The organism is Planktothrix sp. (assembly GCF_046067725.1).
Lineage (GTDB): Bacteria > Cyanobacteriota > Cyanobacteriia > Cyanobacteriales > Microcoleaceae > Planktothrix.
This window is the reverse complement of record NZ_JBJUDF010000138.1, coordinates 1-13,328: the sequence shown is the minus strand read 5'-3', so window position 1 is coordinate 13,328 and position 13,328 is coordinate 1. Positions and strand designations below refer to the sequence as shown.

Annotated in this window: 13 protein-coding genes and 1 tRNA gene; 7 read left to right on the top strand and 7 right to left on the bottom strand. The window is 41.3% G+C overall.

All coding sequences use genetic code 11. The features are described from left to right. Nucleotides 1–35 precede the first annotated feature (35 nt). Nucleotides 36–305: a YciI family protein gene (locus tag ACKPEB_RS07650; RefSeq protein ID WP_408964274.1), complete on the top strand. Its 270-nt coding sequence runs from the start codon at nt 36–38 to the stop codon at nt 303–305. A gap of 75 nt (nt 306–380) precedes the next feature. On the opposite strand, the gene ACKPEB_RS07645 is transcribed toward ACKPEB_RS07650, so the two are convergent. Next, nucleotides 381–731 (bottom strand): antibiotic biosynthesis monooxygenase, encoded by a 351-nt coding sequence (locus ACKPEB_RS07645; protein WP_408964273.1) that lies wholly within the window; start codon nt 729–731, stop codon nt 381–383. A gap of 781 nt (nt 732–1,512) precedes the next feature. Here ACKPEB_RS07645 and ACKPEB_RS07640 point away from each other — a divergent pair. From ACKPEB_RS07640 to ACKPEB_RS07630, 3 genes are all read left to right on the top strand, one after another. Then, entirely contained in the window at nt 1,513–2,667 is a 1,155-nt protein-coding gene (locus ACKPEB_RS07640) for a DegT/DnrJ/EryC1/StrS family aminotransferase (protein ID WP_408964272.1), read from the top strand. Between the two features lie 100 nt (nt 2,668–2,767). Beyond that, on the top strand, nt 2,768–4,516 hold the full coding sequence (locus ACKPEB_RS07635; RefSeq protein ID WP_408964271.1) for an ABC1 kinase family protein: 1,749 nt from the start codon (nt 2,768–2,770) through the stop codon (nt 4,514–4,516). A 3-nt stretch (nt 4,517–4,519) separates the two neighbouring features. Then, on the top strand, nt 4,520–4,930 hold the full coding sequence (locus tag ACKPEB_RS07630) for a hypothetical protein (protein ID WP_408964270.1): 411 nt from the start codon (nt 4,520–4,522) through the stop codon (nt 4,928–4,930). Between the two features lie 34 nt (nt 4,931–4,964). On the opposite strand, the gene ACKPEB_RS07625 is transcribed toward ACKPEB_RS07630, so the two are convergent. Both ACKPEB_RS07625 and ACKPEB_RS07620 read right to left on the bottom strand, forming a co-directional pair. Then, complete coding sequence (locus ACKPEB_RS07625; protein ID WP_408964269.1) at nt 4,965–5,663, bottom strand: potassium channel family protein; 699 nt, start codon at nt 5,661–5,663, stop codon at nt 4,965–4,967. A 33-nt stretch (nt 5,664–5,696) separates the two neighbouring features. Further along, entirely contained in the window at nt 5,697–7,031 is a 1,335-nt protein-coding gene (locus ACKPEB_RS07620) for a TrkH family potassium uptake protein (RefSeq protein WP_408964268.1), read from the bottom strand. A gap of 101 nt (nt 7,032–7,132) precedes the next feature. Here ACKPEB_RS07620 and ACKPEB_RS07615 point away from each other — a divergent pair, with 101 nt between their 5' ends. Next, entirely contained in the window at nt 7,133–7,993 is an 861-nt protein-coding gene (locus ACKPEB_RS07615; protein WP_408964306.1) for a methyltransferase domain-containing protein, read from the top strand. 73 nt (nt 7,994–8,066) lie between these two features. Here ACKPEB_RS07615 and ACKPEB_RS07610 read toward each other — a convergent pair whose 3' ends face one another. From ACKPEB_RS07610 to ACKPEB_RS07600, 3 genes are all read right to left on the bottom strand, one after another. Beyond that, nucleotides 8,067–9,005 carry a transcriptional regulator gene (locus ACKPEB_RS07610; RefSeq protein WP_408964267.1) on the bottom strand — a complete coding sequence of 313 codons (939 nt, stop codon included), beginning with the start codon at nt 9,003–9,005 and terminating at the stop codon, nt 8,067–8,069. Between the two features lie 109 nt (nt 9,006–9,114). After that, entirely contained in the window at nt 9,115–10,158 is a 1,044-nt protein-coding gene (locus tag ACKPEB_RS07605; RefSeq protein ID WP_408964266.1) for a hypothetical protein, read from the bottom strand. A 137-nt stretch (nt 10,159–10,295) separates the two neighbouring features. Further along, nucleotides 10,296–10,967 carry an Npun_F0813 family protein gene (locus ACKPEB_RS07600; RefSeq protein ID WP_408964265.1) on the bottom strand — a complete coding sequence of 224 codons (672 nt, stop codon included), beginning with the start codon at nt 10,965–10,967 and terminating at the stop codon, nt 10,296–10,298. 263 nt (nt 10,968–11,230) lie between these two features. Here ACKPEB_RS07600 and ACKPEB_RS07595 point away from each other — a divergent pair. Next, a tRNA-Arg gene (locus ACKPEB_RS07595) sits at nt 11,231–11,304 on the top strand. Between the two features lie 978 nt (nt 11,305–12,282). Then, nucleotides 12,283–12,792, top strand: a complete 510-nt coding sequence (locus tag ACKPEB_RS07590; RefSeq protein ID WP_408964264.1) for a hypothetical protein — start codon at nt 12,283–12,285, stop codon at nt 12,790–12,792. Nucleotides 12,793–12,971: 179 nt separating this feature from the next. Here ACKPEB_RS07590 and ACKPEB_RS07585 read toward each other — a convergent pair whose 3' ends face one another. Continuing rightward, on the bottom strand, nt 12,972–13,148 hold the full coding sequence (locus ACKPEB_RS07585; RefSeq protein ID WP_408964263.1) for a ribbon-helix-helix domain-containing protein: 177 nt from the start codon (nt 13,146–13,148) through the stop codon (nt 12,972–12,974). Nucleotides 13,149–13,328: the final 180 nt, after the last annotated feature.

Sequence of the window (13,328 nt, the reverse complement as noted above, 5' to 3'; positions counted from 1 at the left end):
TATCAGTTAATATCAACCCTTAACCATCAACAACTATGCCAAAATATGTCATGTTTGGAACGTATTGCGAGAACGTTCTGGAAAAACGAGAACCTTATCGCGCCGCCCATTTAGAAGGATTAAAACAACAAAAAGAATCAGGGGTTTTATTAACCATTGGCCCGACTCAGGATGTGACTAAAGTATTTGGGATTTATGAAGCAGAAGATGAAGCAACCGTTCGTCAATTAATTGAGTCCGATCCTTATTGGCAAAATGGGATCTGGACAGAATATGAAGTCAAAGCTTGGATACAAGTTTATTAGGAAAAAATCCCCCTGGTTGAAACTGGGGGGATGTTAAACAATTAATTCGAGAAAGCCTCGAAATTGATAATAATGTCAACCAGCTAACGCTTCTGCAAGTTGATCTAAACGGATAGCACTATTGACTTCATAAAATGAAGTTGTCGGTGCTTTAATAAATAACGTTGCCATTTCATTCATAATGGCTTGGTAGGCTTCGCTTTGATTATCGGAAGTATCCATATCGCCAATATCTTCCCAAAAGATAATCGCAATGCCTTTATCGGTTCCGGGTTCTTGCAGTAAATAAGCGCCCTGAAAGCCTTGGGTATAGGTCGCTACGGCTTTTTCAAATAATGTTTGAGCTTCTTTAAATTTGCCCGGTTTGAATTCACCGATCGCAACATAAGCAACTTTCCGGCGTAAAAAATCATGAAATTCAGACATAATTTAACTGACGCAATAAACAATAGTTTTTCCCAAGATTAAAAAAGTTTGTTCTGACTGATGAGTGGGTATCGGTGCTGGCTTGATGCTTGTTCCTTACCCTCAAGTTAAAATTTTTCAGACAGTTCAAAGGAACAGCCTTACTCTTGGGAAATTTTCAATGAAATTTGATCACGGATCTCAACCTGAAAGGCTTGGTCAAACAGAAATATTTAAGGCTGTATTCTTAGGGAAGGATGATGACAAACGCTATTTTTGTGGTAAAATAGTCATTTGAAATCCAGTCTTTGACACAAAAAATCAGTCTTAAATTCCCTCTCCTTCCCAAAAGTGAACGACAAATCAGTGACTCTCCTAAAGGAAGAATTCATTGCTTTTGTAAGCTCTTGGGATTCCACTTCAACCTTTAATAATTTTACCAGCTTAATCGCTAAAAACTATGGAGAATCATTAAGAAATCAGTAGAGAATAATTAAGATTTTCTAAGAAATGAAACTAAAACTCCTGGGATTTGATCACTTTTGGTTCAAATATTCCTAATTCATCTTAAATATCAGTTGCAATCTTGTGATCCTGTGAACGAATCCTAACATTAACCGAATCAAAAGCCTGATCAGTCGCCTTGTCGAAGGGATGGGGCTTTAAACTCAATTTTTTGAGTCATTCCCTTGCAATTCGTCCTGTAGAATCTTAAGGAAATCCAAAAAACTCATTTCAGGGAACAAATCTCAATGCCCTGAGAGCGCGAACTAACGTTAAATTTTACTTGGTGGTGTGAAACGTGAATACAGTCCCTCCCCTTGATCTGGGCCAACAGTACAAGCTGATTCAGGATGAAGTCAGCGCTTGTGTGCAAGCGATCTTGGCTTCTGGTCGTTATATTGGAGGTTCCATCATCGAAGCCTTTGAGCAGGAATTTGGGCAATATATTGGAGTCAGAGAAACCATTGCCTGTAACTCAGGAACCGATGCTTTATTTTTAGCATTACGGGCGTTGAATATTGGGCCAGGAGATGAAGTCATTACCACCCCCTTTACCTTTATTGCAACGGCAGAAATGATCAGTGCGGTAGGGGCAACTCCTGTTTTTGTCGATATTGAGGCTCAAACCTTTAATCTGGATATCGAAAAAATTCCTAACGCCATTACCGAACGAACTAAAGCGATTATTCCAGTACATTTATTTGGTCAACCTGTGGACATGACCCGGTTAATGGCCATTGCCACATCCTATCATTTAGCGGTAATTGAAGACTGTGCCCAAGCAACAGGGGCCACCTGGCAAGGGCAAAAAGTTGGCAGTATTGGACATATTGGTTGTTTTAGTTTCTTCCCAACTAAAAATTTAGGCGCCTGTGGAGATGGAGGGGCCGTCACCACTCAAGATTCTGCCCTCGCCCAAAAAATGAGAATGATTAAAGAGCATGGCCAATCCAGTCGCTATCGTTCAGAAACCATTGGCATGAATAGCCGTTTGGATGCGTTACAAGCTGGAATTTTACAAATTAAATTGCGTTATCTTGATCGTTGGAACCAACAACGCCAAAGGGTTGCTCAACGATATCACCAATTCCTCTATTCTCTGCCTGAAATTATCACACCCCAGGAAATTGTCGGGGGTGAAAGTGTCTGGAACCAATATACCATCAGGGTTCAATCTGTCTCTAACCCGTTGAATTCCGATCTCAAACCCAGAGATCATCTGCGAAACTATTTACAAGCACAGGGTATTGGTTCCATGATTTACTATCCGATTCCCTTACATCAACAACCGGTTTATCAAGATTTGGGATATCAACCTCATCAACTCCCTGTTGTTGAAGCGGTCTGTCAGGAAGTCTTATCTTTGCCTTTATTTCCTGAATTGTCTTCAGACCAACAAGATCAAGTCATTGAGGCAATTCAGGAAGGATTGACCCAAACTCTGCCATTGTAGAGATTTGCCGGGGTTCATCGCTAAGGCTGCGATTTTTGTATACTCTAAGTTAATGAAACGATAAAAAATTTCACAAATCGAACGCGATGGGGTGTCGGGGATGTACAACAGGTATTTTGCCTGTGAACCGGGATCTCCCATCGTTAAGCGTCAATTGTCAACCGTTAACAAAATACAAAAGTTACAGAGGAATACTACAAGCGTGAATCCACAGGAAGGAACATCAAGACGACGCTATGATCCAGAGGGAATTGCCCGTTATTATCGCCGTCGTCCTTGGTTAGCAATCGGACGGGCGATCAAAGTGATTTGGTACTTTGCCGGATTTTTGTTAGGACTATTGTGGGATCAACGGCAACATCATGGCGTTGAACATACCCCCAAACGGGCGGCTCATCTTCGCCAAGTTCTGACCGATTTAGGCCCCACCTATATTAAAGTGGGTCAAGCTCTCTCCACCCGTCCCGATTTAATTCGTAAAGATTTTTTAGAAGAATTAACCAAACTTCAAGATCAATTGCCGCCTTTTGATCATGATCGGGCGATGGCAATTATTCAAACCGAATTAGATCAAGATTTAGATGTTATTTATCGAGAAATTTCTCCTGAACCCATTGCTGCTGCGAGTTTAGGTCAAGTTTATCGCGCTCGACTGCGAACCGGAGAGGAAGTCGCGGTTAAGGTACAACGTCCGAATTTATTACCCGTTTTAACCTTAGATTTGTATTTAATGCGCTGGGCTGCGGGATGGCTGTCTCCTTGGTTGCCATTAAATTTAGGTCATGATTTAACCTTAATAGTTGACGAATTTGGTATTAAGTTATTTGAGGAAATTGACTATATCAATGAAGGACGCAATGCGGAACGCTTCGCCACTTATTTCGCCGATGACCCCCATGTCAAAGTTCCCTCAATTTATTGGCGTTATACCACCACTTGTGTTTTAACTTTAGAGTGGATTAATGGCTTTAAATTAACGGATACAGAACGGATTAAAGCGGCGGGTTTAGATCAAGATGCTTTGATTCAAATTGGTGTCACCAGTGGCTTAAGACAATTATTAGAATTTGGATTTTTTCACGCCGATCCTCACCCTGGAAATTTATTTGCTTTGCCCGATGGTCGCATGGCATTTATTGATTTTGGCATGATGGATCAGTTAGAACAAATTACCAAAGAAACCCTTGTTGATTCAGTAGTTCATTTGATTAATAAAGATTATGATCAACTGGCAATTGATTTTGTTAAATTAGGGTTTTTATCTCCTACGACTGATATTAGACCGATTATTCCTGCTTTAGAATCGGTGTTAGGAGATGTGATGGGAAGTAGCGTTAAGGATTTTAATTTTAAAACTATTACTGATAGTTTTTCGGAGTTGATGTATGATTATCCTTTTCGCGTTCCGGCTCAATTTGCTTTAATTATTCGGTCTTTGGTAACTCAAGAAGGGATTGCCTTAAGTTTAAATCCTGAGTTTAAAATTGTGGATGTTGCCTATCCTTATGTCGCTCGTCGTTTATTAAATGGAGAAACTCCTGCTTTGCGACGACGGTTAATTGAAGTGTTATTTAAGGATGGGAAATTCCAATGGCAACGACTGGAAAATATGATTGCGATCGCCCGTTCAGATCGAAATTTTGATTTATTACCAACGGCACAATTAGGATTAAAATATTTACTGTCTGATGAGGGAGACTTCTTACGTCGTCAAATTATTTTGGCACTAACAGAAGATGATCGCCTCCATACCGCAGAAGTTCAACGGTTATGGAGTTTAATTCAACCTGATTTAAAGCCTAGCCGTTTACTTGATGCGGCTTGGAGATTGATTACTGTCAACAATTAATTTATGTATAACGCTGCTGATCCACCTTTAGTTTTGCTCTTTGCGGGTTTATTTATCGGAATTACCTCCTGTACCGCATTTGTTGTTACCCTAAAACAACTTTTAAAAGAATGGTCAAAAAATCGTTCAACTCGTAATTTAGCCAACCTGCGAGGCGTTCAAGTTCTGTTTCCCTTTGTGGGAGTGGCGTTAGGAATTTGTATTTTTTTGGCGTCTTGTTTACAAGTTTTTGCTTTTTCCGAGTTAATTGCTTATACTTTTTCCATTCCTTTAACGGTGTTAATGGCTGGATTAGTTTGGTATCAGCTAACTCGATTATTTAACCAACTGGAACAACGGGGTTTGAGAGGAATTGATTTAGACGATTTAAGTCTAGGAAAAATCATTCCTCAACAAAATCCACCCAAGAATTAATCACAGGTTAAGACCAATTGAATCGATTTCGTTTCTAACCTGCTAAACGATTAATATCTTGATTAGAACCGACTACAACAATCAGAGTTCCTTTGTAAAGTCGTCGATTAGAAAGGGGATTAATTTCCATTTTATCCCCTTCATTTTTGATCGCTAAAAGGTTTAATCCATAACGGCGACGCATTTCTAATTCAGCAATGGTTTTGCCATCAAATTCATCAGGAACAATCATTTCTACAATGCTATGTTCGGCATCGAGTTCAAATTGATCGAGTAAACGAGGACGAGTTAATTGTCGAGCTAATTGTTGTCCCATTTCCTGTTCAGGAAAGACGACCAAATCAGCCCCAACTTTATTTAATAATTTTCGATGGGTTTCCGATGAAGCTTTGGCAATAACATTGGCAACACCGCCTTCTTTTAAGTTTAAAGTTGTGGTAATACTTTCAGCTAAAAAACTCCCCACCGCTACAATGACCGTATCAAATTCTAAAATTCCCGCTTCTCGAAGAGCCGAGGTTTCAGTTGAATCAAGCAGCAACGCATGGGAAGCAATTTGATCACTTAAGGCTGAAGTAACTCGTTTTTCTTCTTTGTCAACGGCTAACACTTCATAACCACTCTTATGCAAAGTTGAACACACCGCACTTCCAAAACGACCTAATCCAATCACTGCAAATTGTTTTTTTTCGGTTCGGAGATTGCGTAAAAAATTCCAAGATGAAAAGTTCATGTTATTGATAGTTAAAAAACAGAAATTTAGGTTTTATCCCACTAAAAGGTTTTCTTCTGGATAATCAATGGCTGTCGGTTTGGGATCACCTAAAATAGCAGACATTAATAATAATACTCCTACTCGACCCATATACATTGTAGTAATAATAATCAGTTTACTCAAGGGGGTTAAACTAGCGGTAATTCCCGTTGATAATCCCACCGTCGCAAAGGCTGAAACCACTTCAAATAAAATTGGGTCAAAATCAATATTAGGTTCGCTTAAAGAAATCAGAATAGTTGAGATACAAATAACTGAAAATGAACCAAATAAAACACCAATGGATTTTAAAATTAAAGGCAAGGGAATTTGACGTTTATAACAAATTACTTCTTCTCGTCCTTGTAAAGCTGACCGGGTTGTATTAAATAAAATCCGAACCGTTGTGGTTTTTATCCCACCTCCAGTTCCCCCTGGACTCGCGCCCAGAAACATTAAAATAATGGTTATAAATAATCCACCAACGGTTAAGGCTCCATTATTAATAGTATTAAATCCAGCCGTTCGAGTCGTTACCGATTGAAACCAAGCCGCCATCACTTGTTCAGGAAAACTCAATAATGCTAAAGTTTGAGAATTGCGATATTCTGTGAAAAAGATTAAAACAGTTCCTAAAATTAATAGGAAGATGGTTGTTGAAGTCACAACTCGAAAGTGAACGGAAAAATCTCGACGAATTGGGTTTTTATAAAATCGATTACGAATCCATAAATAAAGTTCTTGAATCACTTGATAGCCCAAGCCACCCCAAATAATTAGAAACGTAATCACAAAGTTTAATAAAGGGGCATGAACATAACTCATGAAATTATCAGATAATAAACCAAACCCCGCATTATTAAAGGCATTAATACTATGAAAAATAGCAAACCATAACCCTTGATTCCAGCCTAATTTGGGAACAAATACCAATAATAATAAAAAAATCCCCGTTAACTCAAAAATAGCGGTGGTTGCTACAATCGATTTTAATAAAGGAACAGCCCCAGCTATTCCCGAAGCATCTAAAGATTGTTGTAACGCTAATTTATCTTTGAGGCGAAACTTCCGACCTAATATTAATAATAAAAAGGTGGTTACGGTCATGTATCCTAAACCGCCCACCTGAACCAATAATACAATAATAAATTGGCCCCAAAAGGAATAAAACTGACCGACATCAACAACGGATAATCCAGTGACACAAACGGCAGAAGTAGCAGTAAATAAAGCCGTTAAAGGATGACCCCAAGTTCCGTCACTCAAAGAAAAGGGCAATAATAATAATATTGTTCCAACGGTAATCACCGCCAAGAAACCTAAACCAATCGTTCGAGATACGGTCATGGGTGTTTAGGAGAAATATTTAGGTTAAGTAACCAACAATTTACAATAACTAGAATCATACTGTAGAGATGTCAAACTTTAACATCGCTGTCAATCGTCCGATGAACTCAACGTTATATCAGCAAATTCAGCATTTCTATGATTCTTCCTCCGGTTTGTGGGAAGACATTTGGGGAGAACATCTGCATCATGGCTATTATGGGCCAGAGGGAACCTTAAAAAAAGAACGACGTCAAGCTCAAATTGATTGTATTGAAGAACTCCTCAACTGGGGAATCACAGCCCCAACCTCCAAAATTCAGATTCTGGATGTAGGCTGTGGTATTGGCGGAAGTAGCTTATATTTAGCTGACAAATTTCAAGCTCAGGTGACAGGAATTACCCTAAGTCCAGTGCAAGCGAAAAGAGCCACAGAACGAGCCCTAGAAGCGGGGTTACAGGAAAAAACACAATTTTTAGTCGCCGATGCCTTAGAAATGCCTTTTGAGGCGAATAGCTTTGATTTAGTGTGGTCTTTAGAAAGTGCTGAACATTTCCCCAATAAAATTAAATTTTTGCAGGAATCTTATCGGGTGTTAAAACCGGGAGGAACTTTACTCATGGCGACTTGGTGTCATCGTCCCTTAACCGGAAACGCTGGACAACTCACCGATACAGAACGTCGTCATTTAGCAGAAATTTATCGCGTTTATGCTTTACCTTATGTGATTTCTTTACCGGAATATGAAGCGATCGCCACTCAAATCGGCTTTGAGAATCTGCACACCGCCGACTGGTCGGTATCGGTTGCTCCGTTTTGGAATAACGTGATTGATTCTGCTTTTGATCTCCGTGCCATTGTCGGTTTACTCTTGAGTGGCTGGACAACGATTCAAGCCGCCTTAGCCTTACCCCTAATGAGTCGAGGCTACGAAACCGGACTGATTCGTTTTGGGTTATTACAAGCCACCAAAACCCAATAGAAGGTTATTCAACAGCTATGTTGTCTGTTGTCTGTCAACGGCCAACCGCCAACGGTCAACCGTCAACATCCCTTTAAAACCGATAAACTTGACCATCAATCAAGAGTCGAGTGATTCCTTTTGCCTGTAGATAGGGAGCCACTTTTCTCAGGAGTCGGCCATCGGGAACTTTAAACACCCGTTGGTTGCGTCCAGAGAAACGACTAGCAACTCGATGATTATCAAAGACCGGAAGGGTTTTTTCCAAAGTTTCATCTTCTGGAATGGTTCCCAACTCACTAAAGGCTCTCAGAGGTTTAGCAATCAATTCTGAAGCCCGGTCAATGACGAGATAGCAAGTTCTGGGTAAAGCTGTTTCCGTGAGTGGGAGAATTTTGACTAATGCAGTTCCCCCACTCGCTAGAGAATGAGCAAATAAACTCTGTCGCTCTCCGTCTTCCTCATCATCCTCATCAAATTCGTCTAGGTAGTCCTCCTCATCCCGATTGTCCCCATCGTCCTCATCATCCTCATCATCTTCATAGTCCCCAAATACATGGCCTTTAGGAGCCAGCAAATCTTCTGCTAAGAGTTCCTCCAATGCAGGAGGAGAGGGCTGATAATGAGGCGTTTGAGTTGGCATAGAATCCGAGAAAACCTGAGAAGGATTCGATTCTAAACCCTCTGACTCAAGGGCAGATGAGCGCTTACGCTTGCGAGGCAGTATGAGTGTAGATTCACGGGGTCTCTCAACAGGTTCAGGTGTCTCCAAATCAAGGGTGAGTTGGGTTTCGGCACCATCCAAATCCCCCAGATCCTCTAAGGAACGTTTACCTGCACGGTGAAGACGCTGTTTTTGAGCCGTGAGAATGTCATAGACATCTTTAGGAACAGCACTTTGCAGAACTCGTCTCACCGTTGAGCTACTGACTCCATAACGTTCTGCCAAAGTAATCGTTGTTTCCTCTGGCACTTCTTGATAGAGTCTAATAATTTCCTGTTTTTCTGATTCAGACAGTTTTGTGGATGTCATTGAGTAGGAAAGGGAACTGCGATTTACTGGGAATAGGAAACTTGGAGTAGGGAATACAACCGATTCAAGGGCTGCAAACAGATATCACAATCGCTTGTTAGTTCATTGATTAACCTTTTGCCGTGCGTCTGCTCCGTCGGCTTTGACGAGACCGGGTTGAGATGTCGTACTCTAAAATCGCTCCAATAGCAAATAAAACTCCCGTAAACACAAAGAAGACCTCTAACAAGCCGCCACTTTCATATTCCCCTTCTAGTCGGGAGTCAGCCCATTTAAAGTACATATCCGCAATGTAAAGGGAAAAGATGGCAAAGGCAATCATGCGCCAGGATTGAGAAAATCGCCCTCCCCAAAACGCCAAAATCAGGGCCGTTGCTAAAATCAACAGGAAAACATCCCCGATGATATAGAACAAATTCACCCCAAAGGCTAGAGGTTCGAGTTTGTTATCGAGTGCTTCTACCCATAAAGGAGCCGTGGAGGTTTCCTCTTCGGATTCAATCTCAGCAGTTATTAGGGTTTTAGCGTCAGATTTTTCGATTTTAGGAGCCGATACCCCAGAGGTGGAAGCTGAAGGCACGGCAACCTGTTGTTCAATCGCCACAGGTTCCTCTGGGGAACCTAACAACCCAAAAAACGAGGGACTAGCCACCCACAAACCAAAAGCAGTTCCGGCAACGGCTACGGCGATCAACGCAACCCACTGTCCAATTTCTAAATCGACTCGTTTAGAGAGGACAGCTAAAATCATTCCAGACCCAAGAAACAGATAACTGAGAACGTAAAAGGCATCAGCAATGGAAACCGCAGGGTCTAAATGCCAAATGAGTTCCCAGACTCCAAATAAAACACCTCCGACAAAGTAGAAAAACACCCCCAACCCGATACACAGCCAGACATTGCGACCGCTTACCATCTGGGGACTTTGCCAGTTTCTATAACAAACAATTGCTGCTGCCAGAAATGCTCCCAATTCAAACAGGTAGGTTCCGATGGAATACCACAGAGGTAACTCCTCTCCTTCCACCGTTACACTAAACAATAGGAAGAATAACAAGGCAAGAACAGCCCACACAATCCCAGCAATCACCATACCCTGTGCCGAAAACAGGGAGGACGATAAGGGGGACTTTTGTTGTGAAGTGCTACTCATAGGATTAAAATAACTAGCAACTTAAAGAATCAAGCATTGGGTTGAAAAGCAGATCGTCGTTTTGATCGGTACATTTCAACAAGAGTCTTTGGTAAGATCGTCCCATATTTAGGTCAGATCAGCCAGTTTAACATTTGTTAATTCATCACCCATAGTTTACCCAAACCAGACTGGCTCAACCAACTCACAAACAGATCCCGCTCTTCAGCAGATAAACTTTCAAGAATTTCTTCTATCCCCTCTGCAAAACTGGTATTGCCAAAATAGCCTTTCCCTAACTTATAGAGTTCTTGCAGCAAGGTGCTGAGGTGAGTCTCTTGCCAAGGCGAAATATGCAGGCTATCAAGGAGATTGAGAGTCAGTAATGTTTTCACCGCCTCTGGACTCTCTGCCTGGGGAAACTTGGACTTCTGAAAAATTTTGATTAAATCTTTTTCAAAAGAGTTCGCTTGTCTAGCCCCTAGCAAGTCTTCAATATCAAAGTACACCGCTTGCAAGACGAGTAAGCAGGCTTGAGTTAAAATTTGCAATCTGGTGTCACATCCGCCGTGAGCTTCTCCTAAGAGTTGATCTAAACGGACTTTTCCCCAGACACTATATCGGTCTGATTCTTCTAATAGGACACAAGCTTTTCCCTTATTATCTGTAAGATCTCGCCATAATGCTCTCGCTTCTTCTGCTTGTTGGGCACTAAACATTTTCATCAGGCGAAAGGTCTGTCCCTGATAATTTAAAACAGGAATCTGCTGGTCTTTATTAGGGTGTTGAACCGTCGTTATTTCAACATCCGTTCGTTTCAATATAAACATGACACTTCTGCACCTACTCCTGTCATGGCGGTCGGCTGTGTCTTTGATTGTAGTCTTGAACTTCTGTCTCAGCCTAGAAGCATTAGACTTTTCCCTCCAGATCTGCGCTAGGCAGTTCTTTTTGGGCTACAGTGGGCTTGAGATCAAACCTTTTATTTCCGCCATTTACTCAGAATAACATGGCATCTGTCAATGACTTGAGCAAAACTGTTTTGCGCTGCTGTTAACAATTGAGCAGAAATCATGTAAAATCATTTTAGATTGGGTGTGTAACTCAGATGGATAGAGTAGCGACCTTCTAAGTCGTCAGCCGGGGGTTCGAGTCCCTCCACACCCGCTAAAATAAAGGGTTTCAGCCCCCACAAAAGTGTAGGAAAAGTGTAGGAGAATTTACTCCACGTTTGCTACACTTTTTGGCTTTAAGGCTTGTAATTAACCAGTAACCCGCTACAGGCAAAACTTGTAGCTCTGTTAAGTAGTCACCTGTCCATACAATCCCCTTAACCAACAACACCCAATTTTCTAGCCAGTTGGGGATACTAAAACCCACAATCCTGAAACTTTATTTCATGGCTCTGGCAACAACGGCCGATCGCACTCTAACTTTGAATCCCAACAACAACGACAACAACCGCCCCCACAATCCCAGACTTAACCCCATAACCCAACACCTCGGAGCCAGACTTTCACAGCCAACCCCACACAATAATGAAGGCCTGGTAGAAACAAGCCTCAATCATCAATATTTATTGTCTACTCCATATACTGTGGTCAGCATTTAGGGGTGGGTGAGCCGTTGGTTCCGGGTTGTTGCAACGTTTCTCGGATTCTGGTTTTAATTTTTCCCATGATTTCTTTACCAGGAACCCAACACCCCTAAACCCCGTTGTACAGCGATACAGAAGTACCCTCTATTCCCCCTAACCTTTCCTTCCCTGACTACTCCCCTTATCTTTTTTATTTTTTCTCTGTTTTTTTCTCAAAATAAGGATTGAACCGTCACCAATGGCTGAAAGATATATATAGAGGGAGTTCTGAACCGTCACCTGAACCGTCACCCAACCGTCACCACCACAGTTGAACCGTCACCCTTTTTTAAAACCCTTACACAGAAGGACTTCTGAACCGTCACCCTTTTTTAGCGATCACTTTTAACTTTTAACCACGTCACCCCCAACAGATGATCACCCACGACGGAACGGGACACGAGGGAATGGGGTTGACGGTTGTTAAATTAAACTTGAATACAAGTATTGACATCCCCAAAGGATGACCGTAGGATGAGGCTATAAACTTGAATACAACTTTATAACTGATGGCTACTGATGAGATGACAGTGAAGCCCAAAGGGGGACGGGGAAAACGTGCTGACTACACCACCGTCCAGGTTAGATGTCCAGAACCCATCAAAGAGGCTGTTGTTAATTTGATTAATCAATGGCATTTGGGAGAAGTTCAACCATCGGAATCGGTAACGGAATTAACGGAACTGAAAACGGAAATTGAGGCGTTAAAACAGGTCAATCAAAACTTGAATACAACTATTGAGGAGTTAAGAAAACGGAATGAAGAGTTAGAAGCAATCCTTGAAGTTAATACCCTAAAAGCTGAGTTGAATGGGTGCAATCAAAACCTGAATACAAGTATAGAGGAAAGGGAACCGCTAAACTTGAATACAAGTAATAGTGTAACCCAAAAATTAAACCTGAATACAGGTATAAATCCTAAAGCACTGGAGATATTAGAACAGTCCCTAAGTCTAAAGTCTAACGCTGGGGGAAAAATTAAAGAGGCTATCAGACAAGCTTTAACCCTACTGAAATAATTAAAACGCCGCCCTTTTATCAGGACGGCTTTTATACGTTATGAGCTAGTTTAATTTTACCCTTAAAGTTTAGGATTTACTATCATCTTGATTGCAGTTAAAACCTAATCCTAGACCTAACAAACAACCCCCCGGCAAAACGCTAGGGGGTTGAGTTGTTTGTGATGACGTTTTAAACCCTATTGGATTTCACCTTCTTTTTTGGCTTTTTCAACCTCTAGCTGTAAAAGGTACGCAATCAAACTGGAAACAGTCCGTCGCCTGCGTTTCGCTAACTTTTCCACTTCTTCCTTTAGCTCTGGGTCTACATAAGCGTGTAACTGTGGCAGTTTACTTGGCACGGCAATTGTGGTCATGGCTTTACCTCAATTCAATACTACGTTACTTATAAAATCTTATCAAATAACACTTGCGGTGCTACTACTGTCATAGTATAGTAAGAGACGTAAGCTTAAAAAGCAATACCCACTGGTGTCCGTCTTCCAAACTTGCCACCAGTGGGTCTAAAACCCCTATTAATAGGAGATGACTCTATT